Origin of the sequence: Kribbella sp. NPDC026611 (genome assembly GCF_040638345.1) — a bacterium.
Classification (GTDB): domain Bacteria; phylum Actinomycetota; class Actinomycetes; order Propionibacteriales; family Kribbellaceae; genus Kribbella.
This window is the reverse complement of the sequence record NZ_JBEZYC010000014.1, coordinates 219,099-239,288: the sequence shown is the minus strand read 5'-3', so window position 1 is coordinate 239,288 and position 20,190 is coordinate 219,099. Positions and strand designations below refer to the sequence as shown.

Here is a 20,190-nt window from a genome sequence, read left to right as displayed (position 1 = left end):
GACAATGCAGCTGTGCCAGTACAAGCTCCGCCGTCGCAGCAGCTGCCCGCGGTCCAGAAGCTCCGGGTCCGCTTCGCCAAGCGCGGGCGGCTGCGATTCACCTCACACCGCGACTTCCAGCGAGCGTTCGAGCGCGCCGTCCGGCGGGCCGGCCTGCCGGTCGCGTTCTCGCACGGCTTCAGCCCGCACCCGAAGATCTCGTACGCCGGTGCCGCGCCGACCGGCGCCGCCTCGGAGGCGGAGTACTTGGAGATCTCGCTCACACACGAGCGGGACCCGGAGCAGGTCCGGGCCGCCCTGGACGAGGCCCTACCGCCGGGCCTGGACGTGCTCGAGGTGGTCGTGGCCGGACCCGGCGGGCTGGCCGAGCGCCTGGAGGCGAGCGAGTGGCGGATCGCGTTGCCCGGTGCGGATCCGGTGGCGGCCGCCGCGGCGGTGGCGGCGTTCCTCGACCGGGAGGAAATTCTGGTCGAGCGCATGACCAAACGGGGACTTCGCTCGTTCGACTGTCGGGACGCCGTTCTGCGACTCACCGTCGCGGCCGAACCGGCGCCGGTTGCGACGTGTGCGATACTGCAAGTGGTGTTACGGCACGGAACCCCGGCCGTGAGACCCGACGACGTTCTCGCCGGCGTGCTAGAGGTAGCGACGCTCCCGGTGACGGGCCCGGCTCTTTTGACCAGGCTCGCCCAGGGCCCGCTCATCGCGGCCACCGGCACGGTGGAGGACCCGCTCGCTCGAGACCGCGACGCCACCCAGGCGACCGCGACCGGCCAGGCAGGTGCCCACCAGACGCACACAGCGGAGGGCGACGCCGCCGCTCCCTCTGTGCCCTGAGCGCGGGCGGAGCGGGTACCAGCAGGCTTGCGTTTCACCGAGGCCCCGGGGAGTACTTCGGGCCAGGTGGGGCGAACCGTGACCGCCTTGTGGCCGCGCCGGACCCGTGACAGGGGTCGCCGGGTGCGCCGAAGGGCTTGAGGAGACCCGCACTACATGCTCGACAACGAGCCGACCACCGACGCAGCAGACACCGCTGCGACCGACCAGCCCACTTCCACGCGCAGAGGCGCCAAGAAGACCGCGGCTGCCACGAAGAAGACCACCACGACGCGCAAGCGCACGGTGAAGAAGACGGCCGAGGCCGTCCCGACCCAGTCCGACGACCGGACCGCGGATCCCGCGCCGGCGCCGGCGAAGAAGGCGGCCGCCAAGAAGGCAGCCGCGAAGAAGACCACGGTCAAGAAGGCCGCCGCCAAGGCGCCGGCCAAGACGACCGCCAAGCGCACGGCCAAGAGGCCCGCCGCCCAGGACGCGCTCCCGGAGCTCGCCGACACGTCCATCGCGGACGCCGGCCCGGTCGTCGAGAGCGCCCCGGCGAAGAAGACCACCCGCAAGCGGACCACCAAGAAGGCTGCCGCCTCCGACCTCGTGAGCACCGGCTCTCCGGTGACCGACGGCCCGGTCGCGGACGCCGAGGTCGCTCCCGCCGCCAACGCGGACGCCGCGGGTTCTGCCGACGCCGCGCCCGGCACCGGTTCGACCCGCAAGCGCACCTCCCGCCGCCGCACCGCGAACACGGCGACCGACGCGGCTGCCGCGGGCACCTCGGACCAGGTCGCTGACAACGCCACCGGCGCCTCGCACGCAACCGCCCAGGCCGCCACCGACTCAACCGGCTCCGACCCGGACGCGGCCGAGGGCACGACCACGCGGCGTTCGCGTCGTCGGCCTGCTCCCGCCGCCGTGCTGTTCCAGGCGCCGACCGCCGACGGACCGCAGCAGGCTCCTGCGCAGGCAGCGTCCCAGCAGGCCGCGGCGACCAGCCCGGTCGAGGCGACCCCCGAGGTCGCTCCGGAGCAGACGGACGACGAGCAGCCGACCGGCCCGCGCCGGCGCCGCAGCCGCCGTACCCGCGACGCCGAGTCGCGCGAGACCGAGACCACCAGCGAGACCCCTGAAGAGGTCGCCGCCAAGCCGGTCGTCGAGGCCACCGAGGCAGAGGCCGACGCGCAGGACGCCGACGGCCAGTCCGACGACGACGAGGGTGGCGATGGCACCCGCCGTCGCCGCCGTCGCCGTGGCGGACGCCGCCGCCGCAAGTCCGGTGACGCCGACGGCGCGGACGACAGCGCCGACGACCAGTCGGACGACGACGACAACGACGAGCAGGACGCGGACAGCGCCGAGGCCGACGCCCAGTCCGACGACGAGACCGACGCGGACGAGGACGGCGACGGAACCGGCAGCTCGTCCCGGCGTCGTCGCCGGCGCCGTCGCCGCAAGGGCGAGGCCGACGCGGGCGCCCCGGACGACCCCGACGAGACCGTCGTACGGGTCCGCGAACCGCGCAGCAAGAACACCGTGAACGAGATCACCGCGGTCGAGGGCTCGACCCGCCTGGAGGCGAAGAAGCAGCGCCGCCGCGAGGGTCGCGCCGCCGGCCGCCGCCGCGCGCCGATCGTGACCGAGGCCGAGTTCCTGGCCCGCCGCGAGTCGGTCGAGCGGACGATGGTGATCCGGTCCCGCGAGGACCTGACCCAGATCGCGGTCTCCGAGGACAATGTCCTGGTCGAGCACTACGTGACCACGGCGGAGCAGAGCTCGCTGATCGGCAACGTGTACCTCGGCCGCGTGCAGAACGTGCTGCCCAGCATGGAGGCCGCGTTCATCGACATCGGCAAGGGCCGCAACGCGGTGCTGTACGCCGGTGAGGTGGACTGGGCGACCCTTGGTGGCGCCAACGGTCCGCGCAAGATCGAGCAGGTGCTGAAGTCCGGCCAGGCGGTCCTGGTCCAGGTGACCAAGGACCCGATCGGCCACAAGGGCGCCCGGCTGACCAACCAGATCAGCCTCCCCGGCCGGTACGTCGTCTACGTCCCGCGCGGCGGCAACGGCGGCATCAGCCGCAAGCTGCCCGACACCGAGCGGAACCGGCTGAAGACGATCCTTAAGGACATCGTCCCCGACGAGGCCGGCGTGATCGTCCGGACCGCGGCCGAGGGTGCGTCCGAGGAGGAGCTGACCGCCGACGTCAGCCGGCTGCAGAAGTACTGGGAAGACATCGACCGGAAGTCGAAGAACGGCCAGGCCCCGCAGCTGCTGCACGGCGAGCCCGACCTGCTGATCCGGGTCGTCCGCGACCTGTTCACCGAGGACTTCACCAACCTGGTGATCTCCGGTGACGACGCCTACGACCAGGTCCGCGAGTACGTCTCCGACGTCGCGCCGCACCTGGCCGACCGGGTGGAGAAGTGGTCCGGCAACGGCGACGTGTTCGCGAACTTCCGGATCGACGAGCAGATCAAGAAGGCGCTGGACCGCAAGGTCTGGCTGCCGTCGGGTGGCTCGCTGATCATCGACCGCACCGAGGCGATGACGGTGGTCGACGTGAACACCGGCAAGTTCACCGGCTCCGGGGGCAACCTCGAGGAGACCGTCACCAAGAACAACCTGGAGGCGGCCGAGGAGATCGTCCGCCAGCTCCGGCTCCGCGATATCGGCGGCATCATCGTGATCGACTTCATCGACATGGTGCTCGAGTCGAACCGCGATCTGGTACTCCGACGCCTCGTCGAGTGCCTGGGCCGGGACCGGACCAAGCACCAGGTCGCCGAGGTCACCTCGCTCGGCCTGGTCCAGATGACCCGGAAGCGGATCGGTACCGGCCTGCTCGAGGCGTTCAGCGAGAACTGCGACCACTGCGGTGGCCGCGGCCTGATCCTGCACGACGAGCCGAAGGAGTCCCGTCGCCGGGACAGCCGCAACACCGGCAACGGCAACGGGCAGTCCAACGGCAACGGCAACGACCAGGGCAAGCAGCCCGCCGCCGCTCAGGCCGGCCCGTCCGAGGAGGGCGGCCGGAAGAGCTCACGCCGTCGCCGCGGCCGGAACCGGGGCGAGGACGAGCAGCCGGAGTCGCCGGAGGCCACCCCGTCCAACGGTGACGCCGCTCAGCGACTGGCGCAGATCGCCGCCGCCTCGGTCAAGAGCCACGACGACGAGGACCACGAGGCCGAGGGCGCCGACGTCGAGGCCACAGCCGAGGTTGAGCGCGCTGACGAGGCTGAGCGCGTTGAGGAGCCCGCGGTCACCGGCGTGTGGGTCAGTGACGGCTCGGGTTCCTGGGTCGCCACACCGGCCACGCCGTCCACGTCGTCCACCTCCTCCACGTCGGCGACCGCGTCCACGTCGTCCACCTCGGACAGCTCGGACGCTCCCGCCGCGGAGCATGGCGACGGTAGCCCGGTGGGCTACCCGGACGCCGCGGCCGCGGACGAGCACGTGAGCCCGGAGGCGACCGGTTTCCCGGCGCCGAGCGAGCCGGCCGAGGCGACCACGGCGATTACCACCGAGCCGCCGGAGGTCGCCGCCGAGGCGGCCGACGCGGCCGACGCGGCACAGAACGGCGCCAAGACCACCCGGCGGCGGCGCAGCAGCCGCAGCCGGAGCAAGACCGCTACCGAGGGTGACTCGCCGGAGCCTTCCGAGCTCGTCACCACCGGCAGTTAAGCCGCGGCTGAACCGATTTCGGGTTTGCCGACCCGGGGTTGTAAGCTAGTGGTTCGGTGCGCTTGAGGCGCACCGAACCTGTGCTTGTGTGTAAGTGTGGGGGCCTCGTTCCCTCACCAGCACACTTTGTAAGTTGTCCGAACCAGCAGAGAGTGAGATCCACGGTGTACGCGATCGTGCGCAGTGGCGGCACCCAGCAGAAGGTCGCCGTCGGCGATGTCATCGAGATCGACAGCTTGACCGACCAGGTCGGCGACACCGTGTCGCTGCCCGCGGTCCTCGTCGTCGATGGCGACACCGTGACGTCCGACGCTGCGGCGCTGGCCAAGGTTGCCGTGTCGGCTGAGGTTCTCGGCCGCACCAAGGGCCCGAAGATCACCATCCTCAAGTACAAGAACAAGACCGGTTACCGCAAGCGCCAGGGGCACCGTCAGCACTACACCCAGGTCAAGGTCACCGCGATCGACGCGAAGCTGTCTTCCTCTGAGAAGAAGGGGAGCTGATTACCAAATGGCACACAAAAAGGGAGCGGCCTCGACCCGCAACGGTCGTGACTCCAACGCGCAGCGGCTCGGCGTGAAGCGGTACGGCGGTCAGCTGGTCAACGCCGGCGAGATCATCGTTCGCCAGCGCGGCACGCACTTCCACCCGGGCACCCTGGTCGGCCGTGGCGGCGACGACACGCTGTTCGCCCTGGCCGAGGGCCACGTGGAGTTCGGCACCCGGCGCGGTCGCCGCGTCGTCAACATCGTCCCGGTCCCGGCGGAGTAACACCGCCACCCGGTTACGAAGCTCTGCACAGGGCGGGTCGCGGAATTCCGCGCCCCGCCCTTTCGCTGTCTCCACAGCCATCTCAGGGGCTGGCCCCTGAGATGGTGGGTCAGGCAGCGAGATTTTGGTTCCGCAACCCACCGGCTTAGGGGTTGACCCCTCAGACGGGCAATCGCCCGGGGTGGGGGGGCGGACTGTTCGACTGACAAGAGGAAGTAGGCAACACCGATGGCGATCCCCAGCTTTGTCGACCGGGTCACGGTGCACGTCACCGCGGGCCGCGGCGGAAACGGCTGCGCCTCGGTGCACCGGGAGAAGTTCAAGCCGCTCGGCGGACCCGACGGCGGTAACGGCGGCGACGGTGGCAGCGTGATCCTGCGCGTCGACCCGGACGTCACCACGCTCGTCGACTACCACCGCTCCAGCCACCGCACCGCGACGAACGGTGCCCAGGGCAAGGGTGACCACCAGGCCGGCAGCAACGGCGGCGACGTGATCCTCGGCGTCCCGGACGGCACGGTGATCAGCACGGAGAACGGCGTCGTACTCGCGGACCTCGTCGGCCCTGGTGCCGAGTTCGTCGCAGCGCAAGGCGGTAAGGGCGGTCTCGGGAACGCGGCGCTGGCCAGCAGCTCCCGGAAGGCCCCCGGCTTCGCCCTGCTCGGTGAGGAAGGCGAGGAGCGGACGCTCGTCCTCGAGCTGAAGGTCGTCGCGGACATCGGCCTGGTCGGCTTCCCGAGCGCGGGCAAGTCGTCGCTGGTCGCCTCGATCAGCCGGGCCCGGCCGAAGATCGCCGACTACCCGTTCACCACCCTGATCCCGAACCTCGGCGTCGTCGTGGCGGGAGAGACTACCTTCACGGTCGCCGACGTACCCGGTCTGATCGAGGGTGCGAGCGAGGGGCGCGGCCTCGGACACGACTTCCTGCGGCACGTGGAGCGGTGTGCGGCGCTCGTGCACGTCATCGACTGCGCGACGTACGAGCCGGGCCGGGACCCGCTGACCGACCTCGACACGATCGAGGCGGAGCTGCGAGCGCACGGTGGGCTGGACGACCGGCCGCGGCTCGTCGCGCTGAACAAGATCGACGTACCCGATGCGCGGGACATCGCCGAGATGGTGCAGGCCGAGCTCGAGCAGCGCGGGCTGCGGGTGTTCCCGATCTCGACCGCCTCGCACGAGGGTCTGGAAGCGTTGAAGTTCGCGATGGCCGACATCGTCGTCCGGCGTCGCGCGGAGGCGGAGAAGCCCGACACCACGCGGATCGTAATCCGGCCGCAGGTGCAGGGCGGGCCCGAGTTCAAGGTGAAGCAGTTGCCGGACAACGGCGGCTGGCTGGTGCAGGGTGCGAAGCCCGAGCGCTGGGTGAAGCAGACCGACTTCGCGAACGCGGAGGCGACCGGGTACCTCGCCGACCGGCTGAACCGGCTCGGCGTCGAGGACGAGCTGCTCAAGCGCGGCGCCAACCCGGGCGACGCGGTCGTCATCGGCGACGGGCCGAACGCGATCGTGTTCGACTTCGCGCCCGACGTCCAGGCTGGCGCCGAGATCCTCGCCCGGCGTGGTGAGGACCACCGGCTCGAAGAGGCTCGTCCGGCGGCCCAGCGGCGGCAGGCGAAGAACACGGAGTACCACGCTCACCGCGCGGGGGAGCGGGGCGAGGACTGGTCGGAGTACCGCGAGGGCTGGATCGAGGACGAGGTGGACCTGTCCCCGGCCGAGGCCAAGCGGGCCGCACACGCCGCGGCGAAGCTGGCGCGCAAGGAGGCGCGGGAGCTCGACGCTGAGGACACAAGTCAGGACAGCTGATGAAACAGCGCGCGGAGGCCGTCCAGGCCACGCGAATCGTCGTCAAGGTCGGCTCGTCGTCGCTGACCCAGCGCGGCAAGATCGACCTGGAACGGCTCCGGCTGCTCGTCGACGCCATCGCGGCGCGGCGGGTGGAGGGTACTGAGGTCGTGCTCGTCTCGTCCGGCGCGATCGCGGCCGGTCTGGCGCCGATGGGGTTGCGGTCGCGACCGCGGGACCTCGCGACCCAGCAGGCCGCTGCCTCGGTGGGGCAAGGGTTGCTGATGGCGCGGTACAGCGATGCCTTTGCCGCGCACGGCCTGCGGGTCGGGCAGGTGCTGCTGACGGTCGACGACGTGACGCGGCGGTCGCACTACCGCAACGCGTACCGGACGTTCGCGCGGTTGCTGGAGCTCGGCGTCGTACCGATCGTGAACGAGAACGACACGGTCGCGACGACGGAGATCCGCTTCGGCGACAACGACCGGCTGGCCGCGTTGACCAGCCATTTGGTGCATGCCGATCTGTTGCTGCTGCTGTCAGATGTGGACGGTCTGTACGACGGGGATCCGCGCAAGCCGGGTACTTCGATGGTCACGGAGATCCGTGGTGCGGCGGATCTGGAGCCGCTCGCTCTGGGGAAGACCGGGTCGTCCGGAGTCGGCACCGGCGGCATGCAGACGAAGGTCGAGGCGGCCGCGATCGCTACCGAGGCAGGGATCCCGGTCATCCTCACGTCCGCGGCCCGGGCCGGCGAAGCCCTGCGTGGCTTGCCTGTTGGCACGCTCTTCCATCCGACGGGCCGGCGGCGCAAGACCCGCTTGCTGTGGCTCGCCCACGCGACATCTGGCCAGGGGGTCCTCCACCTCGACGAGGGCGCAGTCCGCGCGGTCACCCAACGCCGGGCGTCGCTGCTCCCCGCCGGGATCTCCGCCGTCGAGGGCACGTTCGCTGCCGGCGATCCGGTCGACCTGGTCTCGCCGTCCGGCCTGACGATCGCTCGCGGCCTGGTCAACTACGACGCCACCGAGCTCCCGGCCCTGCTGGGCCGCTCGACGCGCGACCTGTCCCGCGAGCTGGGCCCCACCTACGAACGAGAGGTCGTCCACCGAGACGACCTCGTCCTGCTGTGACGAAGACCTAGGATGCAACTGTGAGCGAGATCATCGAACTGGCCCGCCGCGCCCGCGAAGCCTCCTACGCGCTGGCCGAGGCCTCGCGCGCCACCAAGGACGCCGCGCTCCGGGCGATGGCCGCGGCACTGCGTGACCACACCGACGCGATCGTCGCCGCCAACGAGCAGGACGTCGCCGCTGCCCGCGAGGCTGGGACGCCGGAATCGACCGTCGACCGCCTCGCGCTGAACCCGTCCCGCGTCGACGGTATGGCCGCCGGGCTCGAGCAGCTCGCGGGCCTCAACGACCCGGTCGGGGAGGTCGTGCGCGGGTACACGCTGCCGAATGGGCTCGAGCTTCGCCAGGTGCGGGTGCCGTTCGGCGTGGTCGGGATCATCTATGAGGCGCGGCCCAACGTGACGGCTGATGCTGCGGGGATCTGCTTGAAGTCGGGCAACGCCGTGCTGCTGCGTGGGTCTTCGTCGGCGGCTTCGTCCAATGCGGCGATCATCGCGGTACTGCGGGATGCGGCTGTGTCGGCTGGTCTGCCGGCGGACGTCGTGCAGGGTGTGCCGACGGATCGGGCCGCGGTGAAGGAGCTCATGCAGGCGCGCGGGCTGGTCGACGTACTGATCCCGCGGGGTGGTGCCGGGCTGATCCAGACCGTGGTGAGCGAGTCGTCGGTGCCGGTGATCGAGACCGGGGTCGGGAACTGCCACGTGTATGTGGATGCCGATGCGGATCTGTCGCTTGCGCTGACGATCCTGCTGAACTCCAAGACCCAGCGGCCGAGCGTGTGCAACGCGGCCGAGTCGCTGCTGGTGCACTCATCGGTCGCCGCGGACTTCCTGGCCGCGGCGCTCCCGGCGCTCGCCGATGCCGGCGTCACCGTGCATGGCGATGCCGCAGTGGTTGCTGCTGGCAAGGATGTGGTGGCGGCGACCGAGGAGGACTTCGGCACGGAGTACAACTCCCTGGATCTCTCGGCTGCCGTTGTGGACTCGCTGGAGGACGCGGTGCAGCACATCCGCCGGTACAGCTCGGGCCACACCGACGCGATCATCACCCGCTCGCAGGCTGCCGCACGCCGGTTCACCCAGGCAGTCGACTCGGCCGCGGTCGTGGTGAACGCCAGCACCCGGTTCACGGACGGCGGCGAGTTCGGCTTCGGCGCCGAGATCGGCATCTCCACCCAGAAACTTCACGCCCGCGGTCCGATGGGCCTCCCGGAAATGACGTCCACGAAGTACATCGTCACCGGCGAAGGCCAGATCAGAAGCTGAACACCTTCACGCTCGGCGGCTCTATCTCCACCACGGCCAGGGCTGCGCGGTAGTCAGGCTCGGTCGCCAGCTCGACCACCTGTACTCCGGCTACCGGGCCGGGCTCGGCGCGCAGCCCGTCGCCTGTTGCCTTCACCGCCGCCTCGCGGCGCGTCCAGTACGCCGTGAACGCGCGCGCCTTCTCGATCCCGTCGTACTGCTTCAGCTTCTCCACTTCGTCCGCGGCCAACGCGACCCGCGCCACCGCGTCGACATCCAGCGTCTCGTCGACCCGCTCGACGTCGATCCCCACCGGCACGTCTGCGATCGCGACACCGACCAGCTCGCCGGAGTGTGTCACCGACAGCTCCACCCCGTCGGCCCGGACCTTTCCGTGCGGCTTCCCGCAGTCGGGGCAGGTCCGGTCGAGCCGTACGCTTGCCGGCAGCAACGAAAAACGTGCGCCGAGCAGTCTGCGTACCATCGTCACGCCGAGCAGGAACCGCTCCTGGTCAGCGGCCCGCACGTAAGCCGCCAACCGCGCCCGCTCGACCTCATCCAGATCCTCGACAAACTCGTCCCGCCCCTCGCCTGTTCGCGCCCACCAAACCTCGACTTCGGGGCCGGGGTGCGTCACACCGGGCCTGGGGTCCACGTGAGTTTGCCGGTGCGGAGGTCGTGCCGGACGCTGTCGATCCACTTCGCCTCGGCGATCAGCACCGCGACCTGGTACTCCGTCTCGAGCAGCGCGTACCGGGGGATCGGCTTACCGTCGACCTCCATCCGCAACTCGAGCTGCAACTCGGAGATCCGCTTCGTCAGCGCCTCGCGCCGCTGACCGAGCAACTCACCCGCAGTCTTCGGCGGCACCAGCATCACGAACGACAACCCGGCCGGAAACTCCGGGAACTCGTTCCGCGGCGTGGTCAGGATCTCCGCCAGCCACTCCCGGCACACCCGCCGACCCTCGTCGGTCAGGTGGTAGACCGTCCGCTCCGGATACCGCTCGTCCTGCTCGGTCGCGCTGACGGAGATCAGCCCGTCCTCCTCGAGCCGCACGATCATCCGGTACAGGCTCGTCCGCTGCCCGACGTTGACGACCTGGTCCTTGCCCCACTGCCTGATCAGCCGCTGGATCCCGTACGGATGCAGCGGCCCGTTCTCCAGCAGCCCCAGGACCGCCAGCGCCAGCGGTGAACGTCGCATAGTCACCCCGTCAGGATAGGTCACAGCGAAACTAGTTGCAATGTAACTAGAGTCCGTGTAACTATCGAGCCATGAGAGCAGCAGAACTCACCCAAGACACCGTCACCTCCCACGACGGCACCTCGATCGGCTACTACAAGACCGGCCAGGGTCCCGCAGTGGTCGTCCTGCACGGCAGCATGGAGTCCGCCCGCAGCCACACCCTCCTGGCGGAGGCGCTGGCCGACGACTTCACCGTGTACCTCCCGGACCGCCGCGGGCGCGGCCTGTCAGGCCCGCATCGCCCCGATCACTCGGTCGCGACCGAGGTCGAAGATCTCGAAGCCGTCCTGACCGCAGCCGGCGCCACCCGCGCCTTCGGCGTCAGCGCCGGGGGAGCGGTGGTCCTCGAAGCTGCCCGCAAACTGCCCGCCCTCGAGAAGATCGCGCTCTACGAGCCGGCTATCGTCGCCGACGGCGCACCCCACCGAGCCTGGCTCACCCGCTTCGACGAGGAGCTCGCCCGCGGGGACATCGCCGGCGGCATGGTGACCAGCATGTTCGGCTTCGAGATGGCACCGGCGTTCCTGAAGGTCATGCCCCGCGGCTTGCTGAAGCGGATGACCGAGAAAATGCTCGCCAAAGAAGAGCGTCAGGCCACGCCCGGCACCATCACGATGCGCCAACTGGCACCCACCATCCACGCCGAAGGCACCATCGTCGCCGAACTAGCCGGCACCTTCGAAAGCTTCCGCACAGTCACCGCCGAAGTCCTCCTGATGGGCGGCACCAAAGGCCTCCCCGGCCTCGAGCCCGGCCGCGCCGCCCTCGCCACCATCCTCCCCCACTGCCACCGCATAGAGTTCCCCGGCTACAACCACGGCTCCTCCTCAGACCCCGGAGGCGTAAACCCCACCGGCAGCCCTGCAGCCGTCGAGAAAATCGCCACCGAGGTCAAAGCCTTCTTCAACCAGTAACAGCTGCTCGAGTAGTGGGTCGGGTGTGCTTCAAGCTACGGCTAGGGCCCAGTCGACTGCTTCGGCTATGTCTGTTACTGGGTAGCGGGTTGCTCGGATGATCCGGTCGTTGCCTACGACAAGCACTACTCGTTTCAACCGCTCGTAGCCACCGGCCCGGAAGGTCGGTAACCGCAGTGCCGCCGCCAAGCCGAGGTCCTGGTCCGACAGCAGCACGTGGGGGATCTCCTCCGCCCGGGCGAATGCCACCTGCTCATCCGGCCGCTGTGTACTCACCCCGCGAACCGCCACCCCCTTCGCAACAAAGTCGTCGTACCGCCCCGCGAACAGCCGGTTCTCCAACGTGCACCCGCTCGCCCCCGCGATCTCACCCCACCCATCCGGCAGCGGCGTAGGCCGACCCGTCGCCGGATACCCGAACAACACAGTCGCCCGCGCCCCCGCATCCACCACATCCACCGTCCTGCCACCCGTCGCCCGCGTATCCGCGTCGTCCACCCCGCTCGCCGTCGAACCGCCTCTCGCCCGCGCATCCGCGTCCACCGTCGTACCGCCCTCCGCCGGCGCACTCAGGCGGCCGGGTACTCCGTACGCCGGCAGCTGCACATACGGCACCCGCTGGCCGACAAGCTCGTGTACCCGGTGCGCCGGCGGCTCGTCCGCGTCGTTCGTACCGGTCAGCGAACCGTCGCCGAGCAACCAACGATCGCCCCAGTCCTGCAACGCCACCAGCACCGGCAGAAGCGCGCGCCCGCGCGGCGTGAGGCTGTACGCATACCGCGGAGGGTGATCCTGGTACGCCGATCGTTCAACAATCCCACTGTCGATCAGCCCCACAAGGCGCTCGTTCAACACCTTGCGCGAGATGTGCAAGGACCCAGCCAACTGGTCGAACCGGTCCACCCCGCGGGCGAGGTCGCGCACGATCAGCAGCTCCCACCCGTCGCCGATCACGCCCAACGACTGCGCGATCGCACAGTCCGCCTCAGGCTCGAAGCTGCTCCGCCGCACCCTCCACCCCTCCCAATCCGGTTGCCACTCCACGAGCGAGCCAAGTAAGTTCCCGTTAGGAACTCACTCTAGCCGAAGGAGCCGAGCATGTACTGGCGACGAATCGCAGACCTGCCCGGTTGGCTCAAGGCGGTGATGGCCGGCCAACTGGTCAGCTCGGCCGGAGCGCTCGCGTGGATCTACCTCACCCTCTACCTGGTCGAGGATCGCGGCATGTCCTCGCAGCAGGCCGGCTTCGCGGCAGCGGCGTACGGCATCGGTCTGCTCGGTGGCAACCTGACCGGCGGCTGGTTCGGCGACCGCTTCGGCCTCCGTACTGCGGCGATCGGCAGCCAACTGCTCTGGGTCGTCAGCTGCGTGGCCATGCCCTTCGCGCCCGGCCCGTCGATCGCCGGAGTCGCAGTACTCGCCGGCCTCTTCGGCGGCGCCGGCCGACCCAACCTGAGCGCCCTCGTCGCCACCGCCCTCCCAGCCCACCGTCGCCGCGAAGGCATCGCCCTCTCCAGAACCGCCAGCAACGCCGGCTTCACCATCGGCCCACCTCTGGGCGGCCTACTGGCGGCGTACAACTTCTCGCTTGTCTTCTACGTCGACGCGCTCACCAGCCTGCTCATGGTCCTCATCATCTGGCGCTGGGTACCCGCAGCCCCGCCCCGCGACCACCGCCCGGCCGCCACCGCGACCACCCGCTTCTGGAAGACAGTCCTGAGCGACCGACAGGTCCTGCTTGTCCTGGCAACAATCGTCATCGTCGACACCGTCTACCGCCAGATCTTCGCCACCATGCCGCTGTTACTACGAGACGCAGGTACGCCAGCAGTCGCGTACGGCGCCCTCATCGGCGCCAGCTCCGTGGTCATCGTCCTGTTCGAAGCACCCCTCGCCGCACGCCTCCGCGGCCACCGCGCCACCCGTGTCATCGCTGTCGGCTTCGCCCTAGTCGGCGCGGGCCTGGGGGTACTAGGCGTCTGGCCGGCCCTAGCCGGCGCCGCACTGGCCATAGTCGTCATCACCGCGGGGGAGATGCTCTACAAGCCCACCGCCACCGCCCACGTCGCCGACGCGGCTCCAGAGGGGATGGTCGGCCGCTACTCCAGCCTGTACGCCGCCGCCTCGATCAGCGGCATGTTCCTCGCCCCAGCGCTGGGCGGGGCGACGTACCAGCACGCCCCGCGGCTCCTGTTCCGGGTCGCGGCCGGCCTGGCGCTGGCGGCGTCCGCAGTACTACTGCTCACTCGGGCAGCGGGGCAGGACGTCCTTCCCAGCGAGTCGACAGCACAACCGTCGTCCGCGTCCTGACCACGCCGTTCACGCGGCGGAGTGAGCCGACCACGGCCTCGAGCTGGGTGACGTCGGCCACCCGGACCTTCACCACGAGCTCCTGGTCCCCGGCGACGAACCAGCAGTCCTCGACCGCGACGATGTCGCGTACCTGGTCGACGATGTCGTCGGTCTCCACGTCGTCGCGCTGGAACAGGCCGATCAGCGCGCTCGTCCCCAGGCCGACCTGGTCCGGTGCGACGACGGCGCGGTACCCGAGCAGTACGCCGCGTTCCTCGAGGCGCCGTACTCGCTCCTGAACGCTCGGCCCGGACAGCCCGACCACCCGGCCGAGCTCGGCCCAGCTGGAGCGGCCGTTCAGCCGCAGCGCCTCGATCAGCTGCCGGTCGATCGCGTCCATGACGCCTCCTGTTCACCGCAGATTCGAAGGCCGGGAATGTTCATGGCCTTTAATTCGTTTGTGAGAGCGTAACGCAGACCGTACAATTGGAAGTACCGAGGCCAGTCCGCCCCGGTTCCGCCGTACCGAACCCAGTGAAGGAACCATGATCACCCCCGATGTTGCCCGTGCCCAGATCGACGAGCGGCACCGCGTCGCCGCGCAGGCGCGCCGCGCGCACGCCGTCCCGTCTGCCTGGCGCCGGCTGCTGACCCGTCACATCCGCCACAGCTGACCTCTTCGTCCGCGACCGGTGCACCCTCGGTGAGCCTCCCGAGGCCACCGGTCGCTGTTGTGTCGGTGGGTACGAGATAGGCTTCGCTTCATGTTCACGACCCTGGTGCCGCACGTGGTTGCTCTCGAAGGAGCCACCGAGGCTTCGCACATCTCCAAGTGGTGGTTCGGCGGGTTCGCCTTCGTGGTGTTCCTGCTGCTGCTGGCCGTCACGCTCATCATGGGCAAGGGCCGGCCGCACAGCTGAGCGGCATGAAGGGCTGACGTGGCTGCTGTGGACCGGGTTCGACGCATCGGCGTGATGGGTGGCACGTTCGACCCGATCCATCACGGGCACCTGGTCGCGGCCAGCGAGGTGCAGGCGTACTTCGACCTGGACGAGGTGATCTTCGTCCCGACCGGCCAGCCGTGGCAGAAGTCGGACCGGAACGTGTCCCCGGCCGAGGACCGGTACCTGATGACCGTGATCGCGACCGCGTCGAACCCGCGGTTCTCGGTCAGCCGGGTCGACATCGACCGGCCCGGTCCGACGTACACGATCGACACCTTGCGCGACCTGGCCAAGCTGTACCCGGACGCCGAGCTGTTCTTCATCACCGGCGCCGACGCGCTGGCCCAGATCCTCACCTGGCGGGACGTGGACGAGATGTTCAAGCTCGCCCAGTTCGTCGGGTGCACCAGACCCGGGACCGAGCAGCTCGAACTGCCGCTGGACCAGCTGCCGATGAACAGAATCACCCTGCTCGAGGTGCCGGCGCTGGCGATCTCGTCGACCGAGTGCCGGGCGCGGGTCGCGAAGGGCAACCCGACCTGGTACCTGGTGCCCGACGGCATCGTCCAGTACATCGCCAAGCGTGAGCTCTACACCAACCGTTAGGAACCGAATGCCAGCCAGTGAACGCGCCATCGAGCTGCTCACCGCGGCGGCCGATGCGGCCCACGACAAGAAGGCCGAGAACGTCCTCGCCTTCGACGTGTCCGAGCAGCTCGCCATCACCGACGCCTTCCTGGTCGCGTCCGCCTCCAACGACCGCCAGGTCCGCGCGATCGTGGACGCGATCGAGGAGAAGCTCCGCGTCGACTTCGACGCCAAACCGGTCCGGCGCGAAGGCGCCCGCGAGGGCCGCTGGGTCCTCCTGGACTACCTGGAGATCGTCATCCACGTCCAGCACGACGAGGAGCGAGCCTTCTACTCGCTCGAGCGGCTGTGGCGCGACTGCCCGATCATCCCGCTCCCCGGGCCCGACGGCACGATCTCCGGTACGACGTCTGCTCCCGGCTCGACCTCCGGCACTGCGTCCGCCGTACCTGGCTCCCCGCCTGCCGCCGTACCTGGATCTGCCTCGGAGGCCACGGCCGGATGAGCGCGGGCCGGCTGATCGTCTGGCGCCACGGCCGGACCGAGTGGAACCTGCAGGACAAGATCCAGGGCCAAGCCGACATCCCGCTCGACGCGGTCGGCCTCGGACAGGCTCGGTCCGCCGCCGCACGCCTCGCCGCGTTGGCCCCCACCCGCCTCTTCGCCAGCGACCTGAAGCGAGCCGCCGCGACGGCCGGTGAGCTGGCGGCGTTGACCGGCCTCGAGATCGAGTACGACGAAGCTCTCCGCGAGATCGACGTCGACGACTGGGCCGGCCTCACCATGGCCGAACTCGCCGCGATGAACCCCGAGGCAGCCGCCCGCATCCGCGCCGGCGAACCCCAACGCCGCGGTACAGCAGGCGAAACGGTCGAAGAGGTAGCCACCCGCTTCGCCAAGGCCCTCACCCGCATCGCCGAAGAAGGCACCCCCGAAGACACCATCGTGGTAGCCACCCACGGCCTGGCGGCCCGAGTCGGCATCTGCCTGTTCCTCAACATCCCCCAAACCAACTGGCCCGCCTTCGGCGGCCTCGCCAACTGCAACTGGATCTCCCTACTCCCCGGCCGCCACAGCTGGCGAATAGAAGAATGGAACGCCGGCTCCCTCCCCGAACCAGTAATGAGCGACGACCCCCAACGCTGATCTGGTACTGCGCTCTCCGAACACCGCCTCAGGACAACCGCCCGCGAAAGGACACCGCTTCGCGGCGGCTGTCTTTCTGCCGCCTCCGGCGGGCCCCCAAGCGCCTCCCGCCACCGCTCTCCCGGCGAGTGACGGCTGATACCGGCGCAACGGACGTCGCTTCGCGACGGCTGTCTTACTGGCCGCCTCCGGCGGCGCCGTGAAGCACATCTCGCCCACCGCACTGCCGCGGGCGAACGGTGATACCTGGAAACGCTGCTGGTGGCGGGGCTGACCCGCCGAGACTGGTGCCTACCGCCCCGCCCGCGACCGTGCGCGGCGCGGACTGAATCGCCGCGGACACAGACCGCACGCGTTAGACGGAGCGGCCTACCGGGTCGCGACATGCGTCCCTGCCAGGCCCAAAGGTGTCGCTTAGGCGCCGTACATGCAGCTGTCAGACACACCACCCCGGAACGCCTGGAACGCCCTCTTAGGCACCTGCGTAAGCACACCAACCGAGCCACCCAGCGGTGTCGCCCACCTCACCAGCCCCAGGGTCTAACCGATTTTTCTTTGCCGCCCTCCATCCGCTAAACTTCCGGAGTCCGCAAGACACCGCGGGGCTTTGGCGCAGTTGGTAGCGCGCTTCCATGGCATGGAAGAGGTCAGGGGTTCGAATCCCCTAAGCTCCACCAGCAGTAACCGCAGGTCAGGAGGCACTTTCGCCCCTGACCTGTTTTCGTTTGTGGGGTCTGTGGGAGAGATTTGGGAGAGAACCGCTCGGCTCCCACCACCTTGTCCGCCAGCTTCTCGGCCTCTTGCGGGGCCTTCTCGACGGTGTCCTTGATCACGGGCACCCACGCGAGCAGCTTCTCCCGCTCGCCGTCGTCCAGGGCGAGCACCGAGGACAGGAAGCGCTCGTCGAGCGCTTCCAAGATCTGCCGCTCCATCTCAGGTGTCACGTGGTCGTACATACGACCCATGCCCTTCATCTCGTGTCCGAGTCGCGCACGGCGCGCAACCTCCACAATGCCGTCCTCGGTCAACCAAGTCGCGTGAGTATGTCGACCTTCATGGAAGGTGAAACCGGACAGGGTCGTCGGACGATGACGCTTCGATGCCGGGTCGTCCGCGTCAACGCCGTCCGGCTCCATGCGAAGTCCACCCGACCGTGGTTCTATCGTCGGAGGGTCATTGTCGTCGAGACGCCGTCGCCAGCGTGCGGCTGTGGAGGTTCGGGTGAGGTACTACTACGCCGAGCACGAGGATGCCTATCGGCGGCTTCAGCAGGAGGGGATGACCCAGTGGAGCGAGCTCTTCGAGGAAGGGAGGGCTGCCGATTTCGGCGCCTTTCCGAACCGGGAGTTCCTCGAGCACGCGCTTCGTTGCCTCGACCTGCCCGCGACGTCGGAGGTCGACGTACTGGAGTACGGGTGCGGGACGGGGCCGGCAGCGTGCTTCCTGGCGGCACGCGGGTTCCGGGTGGACGCGATCGACCTCATTCCGCAGGCGATCACAGTAGCTCGCCGGTTCGCAGCGGAACGTGGTGCCGACGTCAGGTTCAGCGTGCAGGACGTCTGCGCGCTGGCCGACGAGCCCGTCCGGAAGCAGTACGACGTCATCGTCGACAGCTACTGCCTTCAGTCGATCGTCACCGACGCCGACCGAGGCCGCCTCTTCGCCGCTGTCCGCGCTCGCCTGAGGGACGAGGGCTACTACCTCGTCTCCACAGCCATGTACGACGCGGAGCGCGTGTACGAACCCGGGTTCCGATACGACCCGACCACGGGTATCTGCTACGAGGAGGCGCCGTACGCCGCTTCGAGGCAAGACATGATCGAGATCGACGGCACGTCGTACCTACCTCATCGGCGCCACCTGCAACCCATGGCACTTCGTGACGAGCTCGAGAGCGCCGGCTTCCACGTCGTATCCCAAGAGGGCCTGCTCAAGGGCGATGTCGTTGCCAGATGCTGACGACTGCATCCGCCACGTCGTCGATGGTCCGCCCGCCTGTGCGAACCGACAAGTCGCTGACGTCATCGGGTGGCTAGCTGAGCGGACAGCTCGGATGCGTGTGCTACGAGCTTCGCTACGTCGGAGTCCAGAGCACAACCGTAGATGCGCTGTGCGATTTCCGCGCTGACGGACGAGTGCCGCGCATCACCCAACAGACCACACGCCTGACCTGCTCTGGATCCGCGAACAAATCCGCGACATATCCGCCAACGGATGTGCGACCGGCTAGAAGTCTGCCGTCGACATGACGGAGCCACGCACTGATCTGCCGCGATCCGTGCATTCGCCTGTCGCAGATCACCTGGCGGACGAGTGTCGCGCATCTGTCGACGGAGGACACCTGATTGTCTGACGTCGCCTGACAAGTTTCTCTACGTCTTCAAGTTTCTCTACGTCTTCAAGACGGGCCCCTCCAGGGCCCGAAGCGCGCGATGATCGCCGCTCCCGTGCCGAGCCGGATGGCCAGGGCCACCTGCCAAGAGTGGCTGGCCGCACCGTCAGCCAATCGCGGTTCCACGCGACGGTCTGTGTTCACTCGCGAATCATCGCAGGCAGGCACCTGGGAGCGGAACTCGTTGCCACCCTCCCCACGTCCCCGGGCTCGGGCGTGCGCGGAACGCGGCAAATCAGTGCGTTCTTGGTTGCTATCTAGGACGGGCGAGGTCTGCGCGGGTGGTGTCCCGCCGAGGCCCTGCAAGCGGGTCGTGTGCTGTCTACGGCGTGATGGTGATGTCTAGCGGCGCCGATAGCAGGTTGCCGCTAGGGGTGTGTAGCGCGATGACCAGCCCCCATTGTCCTGGCGGGACTGCGTACCCCAGGTCGGGAACTATCGAGGCTGTACCGATCAAGACCGGGACCGTGCGGCTCTGGTGAGGTTCGATCGCCAACTCCACCCGGCGCGCGTTGTGCGGGCCGACGTACAGACCGACGATGCTGCCGGAGCCGTCGGTCACCGCTGAGGTCAGCGAACCGTTGGTGATGAGTACTTGCTCGTGCGCGGTTCGATTGGTTACCAGCACGTCCTCGTGCGCGTACCGGCCGGTTCGGACCGACAACGGCGTCGTGGCTTCCACCTCGAGGCCGGCGGGTTTGGCGGATGCTCCGCGTAGCTGGGGCAGGTCCTCGCTCACCCATAGCCGTCTGGCCGGAAAGGTCATCGCTCCGACGTATAGATCCAGGAGGCTCCTGTACTTCGCGTTCAGCGTGGCCGCGATGTCGGTTGCCCAGGCGGCTAGCTGGATGTGGATCGGCAGTTCGCGCCGCTCGCTGTCGGGGCTGGGTACGACCACGAGTGCACCTGGTGACTCTTCGAGCAAGCGGCGCAGATCCACACGCAAACTCTCCCAACCAGTCATAGCCAGACGGTATCGGAACCGCGCGCTCGCCCGGTCGCAGCGGAGGACGATCAAGACGCCGAAGGAACGTCCTGAATTCGGCAGATCCGTGCGTTGGTCGGCGCAAAGGTGATCGGCAGGCCAGCCTGTCGCGGATCTACCGGCTGATCAGAACCTGAGTGTCTAACTGAGTGACTATCGGTTCACAGGCAGCAGCATTTCCATCGCCTCGGTTCCCTCGGTCGAGACCGGCTGGAGTTGGTGGCGGTAGACGGTGA

21 protein-coding genes and 1 tRNA gene are annotated in these 20,190 nt (G+C 68.9%); 16 read left to right on the top strand and 6 right to left on the bottom strand.

Features of this window, described 5'->3' with window-relative positions; all coding sequences use genetic code 11:
• Nucleotides 1-12: 12 nt before the first annotated feature.
• From AB0E69_RS39545 to AB0E69_RS39515, 7 genes are all read left to right on the top strand, one after another.
• Nucleotides 13-837, top strand: a complete 825-nt coding sequence (locus tag AB0E69_RS39545; RefSeq protein WP_360159021.1) for a TIGR03936 family radical SAM-associated protein — start codon at nucleotides 13-15, stop codon at nucleotides 835-837.
• A 156-nt stretch (nucleotides 838-993) separates the two neighbouring features.
• Nucleotides 994-4,509 carry an Rne/Rng family ribonuclease gene (locus AB0E69_RS39540; protein ID WP_360159018.1) on the top strand — a complete coding sequence of 1,172 codons (3,516 nt, stop codon included), beginning with the start codon at nucleotides 994-996 and terminating at the stop codon, nucleotides 4,507-4,509.
• Between the two features lie 164 nt (nucleotides 4,510-4,673).
• Nucleotides 4,674-5,012 carry a 50S ribosomal protein L21 gene (gene rplU / locus AB0E69_RS39535; RefSeq protein WP_360159063.1) on the top strand — a complete coding sequence of 113 codons (339 nt, stop codon included), beginning with the start codon at nucleotides 4,674-4,676 and terminating at the stop codon, nucleotides 5,010-5,012.
• A 7-nt stretch (nucleotides 5,013-5,019) separates the two neighbouring features.
• Complete coding sequence (rpmA, locus tag AB0E69_RS39530; protein ID WP_360159015.1) at nucleotides 5,020-5,280, top strand: 50S ribosomal protein L27; 261 nt, start codon at nucleotides 5,020-5,022, stop codon at nucleotides 5,278-5,280.
• 228 nt (nucleotides 5,281-5,508) lie between these two features.
• On the top strand, nucleotides 5,509-7,089 hold the full coding sequence (gene obgE, locus AB0E69_RS39525; RefSeq protein WP_360159012.1) for a GTPase ObgE: 1,581 nt from the start codon (nucleotides 5,509-5,511) through the stop codon (nucleotides 7,087-7,089).
• Entirely contained in the window at nucleotides 7,089-8,201 is a 1,113-nt protein-coding gene (proB, locus tag AB0E69_RS39520; RefSeq protein ID WP_360159009.1) for a glutamate 5-kinase, read from the top strand. The genes obgE and proB overlap by 1 nt, the downstream gene beginning before the upstream one ends.
• A gap of 20 nt (nucleotides 8,202-8,221) precedes the next feature.
• Nucleotides 8,222-9,466, top strand: coding sequence for a glutamate-5-semialdehyde dehydrogenase (locus AB0E69_RS39515; RefSeq protein WP_360159006.1), 1,245 nt, complete (start codon nucleotides 8,222-8,224; stop codon nucleotides 9,464-9,466).
• Here AB0E69_RS39515 and AB0E69_RS39510 read toward each other — a convergent pair.
• Nucleotides 9,456-10,100 carry a 4'-phosphopantetheinyl transferase superfamily protein gene (locus AB0E69_RS39510; protein ID WP_360159003.1) on the bottom strand — a complete coding sequence of 215 codons (645 nt, stop codon included), beginning with the start codon at nucleotides 10,098-10,100 and terminating at the stop codon, nucleotides 9,456-9,458. The two genes, AB0E69_RS39515 and AB0E69_RS39510, sit on opposite strands and share 11 nt — an antisense overlap.
• Nucleotides 10,079-10,651, bottom strand: coding sequence for a PadR family transcriptional regulator (locus tag AB0E69_RS39505; protein ID WP_360159060.1), 573 nt, complete (start codon nucleotides 10,649-10,651; stop codon nucleotides 10,079-10,081). The genes AB0E69_RS39510 and AB0E69_RS39505 overlap by 22 nt, the downstream gene beginning before the upstream one ends.
• A gap of 71 nt (nucleotides 10,652-10,722) precedes the next feature.
• Here AB0E69_RS39505 and AB0E69_RS39500 point away from each other — a divergent pair, with 71 nt between their 5' ends.
• The gene (locus AB0E69_RS39500; RefSeq protein WP_360159000.1) at nucleotides 10,723-11,607 is read left to right on the top strand and encodes an alpha/beta hydrolase; all 885 of its coding nucleotides are present in this window, start codon (nucleotides 10,723-10,725) and stop codon (nucleotides 11,605-11,607) included.
• Nucleotides 11,608-11,637: 30 nt separating this feature from the next.
• Here the strand turns inward: AB0E69_RS39500 and AB0E69_RS39495 are convergent, their stop codons facing one another.
• Nucleotides 11,638-12,618: a winged helix-turn-helix transcriptional regulator gene (locus tag AB0E69_RS39495; RefSeq protein WP_360158997.1), complete on the bottom strand. Its 981-nt coding sequence runs from the start codon at nucleotides 12,616-12,618 to the stop codon at nucleotides 11,638-11,640.
• 87 nt (nucleotides 12,619-12,705) lie between these two features.
• Between AB0E69_RS39495 and AB0E69_RS39490 the strand changes: the two genes are divergently transcribed.
• Nucleotides 12,706-13,917 (top strand): MFS transporter, encoded by a 1,212-nt coding sequence (locus tag AB0E69_RS39490; protein ID WP_360158994.1) that lies wholly within the window; start codon nucleotides 12,706-12,708, stop codon nucleotides 13,915-13,917.
• On the opposite strand, the gene AB0E69_RS39485 is transcribed toward AB0E69_RS39490, so the two are convergent.
• Nucleotides 13,850-14,299: an Lrp/AsnC family transcriptional regulator gene (locus AB0E69_RS39485; RefSeq protein ID WP_360158991.1), complete on the bottom strand. Its 450-nt coding sequence runs from the start codon at nucleotides 14,297-14,299 to the stop codon at nucleotides 13,850-13,852. The genes AB0E69_RS39490 and AB0E69_RS39485 overlap by 68 nt on opposite strands.
• Before the next feature lie 145 nt (nucleotides 14,300-14,444).
• Here AB0E69_RS39485 and AB0E69_RS39480 point away from each other — a divergent pair, with 145 nt between their 5' ends.
• From AB0E69_RS39480 to AB0E69_RS39455, 6 genes are all read left to right on the top strand, one after another.
• Nucleotides 14,445-14,573 (top strand): hypothetical protein, encoded by a 129-nt coding sequence (locus tag AB0E69_RS39480; protein WP_360158987.1) that lies wholly within the window; start codon nucleotides 14,445-14,447, stop codon nucleotides 14,571-14,573.
• A 90-nt stretch (nucleotides 14,574-14,663) separates the two neighbouring features.
• Complete coding sequence (locus AB0E69_RS39475; RefSeq protein ID WP_360158984.1) at nucleotides 14,664-14,819, top strand: hypothetical protein; 156 nt, start codon at nucleotides 14,664-14,666, stop codon at nucleotides 14,817-14,819.
• 18 nt (nucleotides 14,820-14,837) lie between these two features.
• Nucleotides 14,838-15,449, top strand: coding sequence for a nicotinate-nucleotide adenylyltransferase (gene nadD / locus AB0E69_RS39470; RefSeq protein ID WP_360158981.1), 612 nt, complete (start codon nucleotides 14,838-14,840; stop codon nucleotides 15,447-15,449).
• A 7-nt stretch (nucleotides 15,450-15,456) separates the two neighbouring features.
• A complete protein-coding gene (rsfS, locus tag AB0E69_RS39465) occupies nucleotides 15,457-15,936 on the top strand; it encodes a ribosome silencing factor (RefSeq protein WP_360158978.1) in 480 nt (159 codons plus the stop codon).
• On the top strand, nucleotides 15,933-16,577 hold the full coding sequence (locus tag AB0E69_RS39460) for a histidine phosphatase family protein (protein WP_360158975.1): 645 nt from the start codon (nucleotides 15,933-15,935) through the stop codon (nucleotides 16,575-16,577). Before rsfS ends, AB0E69_RS39460 begins: the two co-directional genes overlap by 4 nt.
• Before the next feature lie 601 nt (nucleotides 16,578-17,178).
• A tRNA-Ala gene (locus tag AB0E69_RS39455) sits at nucleotides 17,179-17,254 on the top strand.
• Here AB0E69_RS39455 and AB0E69_RS39450 read toward each other — a convergent pair.
• Nucleotides 17,225-17,713: a hypothetical protein gene (locus AB0E69_RS39450; RefSeq protein WP_360158972.1), complete on the bottom strand. Its 489-nt coding sequence runs from the start codon at nucleotides 17,711-17,713 to the stop codon at nucleotides 17,225-17,227. The two genes, AB0E69_RS39455 and AB0E69_RS39450, sit on opposite strands and share 30 nt — an antisense overlap.
• A gap of 73 nt (nucleotides 17,714-17,786) precedes the next feature.
• Here AB0E69_RS39450 and AB0E69_RS39445 point away from each other — a divergent pair, with 73 nt between their 5' ends.
• Nucleotides 17,787-18,536 carry a class I SAM-dependent methyltransferase gene (locus tag AB0E69_RS39445; protein ID WP_360158969.1) on the top strand — a complete coding sequence of 250 codons (750 nt, stop codon included), beginning with the start codon at nucleotides 17,787-17,789 and terminating at the stop codon, nucleotides 18,534-18,536.
• Nucleotides 18,537-19,291: 755 nt separating this feature from the next.
• On the opposite strand, the gene AB0E69_RS39440 is transcribed toward AB0E69_RS39445, so the two are convergent.
• Nucleotides 19,292-19,933: a hypothetical protein gene (locus AB0E69_RS39440; RefSeq protein ID WP_360158966.1), complete on the bottom strand. Its 642-nt coding sequence runs from the start codon at nucleotides 19,931-19,933 to the stop codon at nucleotides 19,292-19,294.
• Between the last annotated feature and the right edge of the window lie 257 nt (nucleotides 19,934-20,190).

Bases quoted from the DNA above. Each gene is read 5' to 3' on its own strand.
- rsfS (WP_360158978.1), top strand. From the start codon at position 15,457: ATGCCAGCCAGTGAACGCGCCATCGAGCTGCTCACCGCGGCGGCCGAT.
- AB0E69_RS39485 (WP_360158991.1), bottom strand. From the start codon at position 14,299: ATGGACGCGATCGACCGGCAGCTGATCGAGGCGCTGCGGCTGAACGGC.
- AB0E69_RS39450 (WP_360158972.1), bottom strand. From the start codon at position 17,713: ATGGAGCCGGACGGCGTTGACGCGGACGACCCGGCATCGAAGCGTCAT.
- obgE (WP_360159012.1), top strand. From the start codon at position 5,509: ATGGCGATCCCCAGCTTTGTCGACCGGGTCACGGTGCACGTCACCGCG.
- proB (WP_360159009.1), top strand. From the start codon at position 7,089: ATGAAACAGCGCGCGGAGGCCGTCCAGGCCACGCGAATCGTCGTCAAG.
- AB0E69_RS39490 (WP_360158994.1), top strand. From the start codon at position 12,706: ATGTACTGGCGACGAATCGCAGACCTGCCCGGTTGGCTCAAGGCGGTG.
- AB0E69_RS39505 (WP_360159060.1), bottom strand. From the start codon at position 10,651: ATGCGACGTTCACCGCTGGCGCTGGCGGTCCTGGGGCTGCTGGAGAAC.
- AB0E69_RS39500 (WP_360159000.1), top strand. From the start codon at position 10,723: ATGAGAGCAGCAGAACTCACCCAAGACACCGTCACCTCCCACGACGGC.
- rpmA (WP_360159015.1), top strand. From the start codon at position 5,020: ATGGCACACAAAAAGGGAGCGGCCTCGACCCGCAACGGTCGTGACTCC.
- AB0E69_RS39480 (WP_360158987.1), top strand. From the start codon at position 14,445: ATGATCACCCCCGATGTTGCCCGTGCCCAGATCGACGAGCGGCACCGC.
- AB0E69_RS39475 (WP_360158984.1), top strand. From the start codon at position 14,664: ATGTTCACGACCCTGGTGCCGCACGTGGTTGCTCTCGAAGGAGCCACC.
- AB0E69_RS39440 (WP_360158966.1), bottom strand. From the start codon at position 19,933: ATGACTGGTTGGGAGAGTTTGCGTGTGGATCTGCGCCGCTTGCTCGAA.
- AB0E69_RS39540 (WP_360159018.1), top strand. From the start codon at position 994: ATGCTCGACAACGAGCCGACCACCGACGCAGCAGACACCGCTGCGACC.
- AB0E69_RS39460 (WP_360158975.1), top strand. From the start codon at position 15,933: ATGAGCGCGGGCCGGCTGATCGTCTGGCGCCACGGCCGGACCGAGTGG.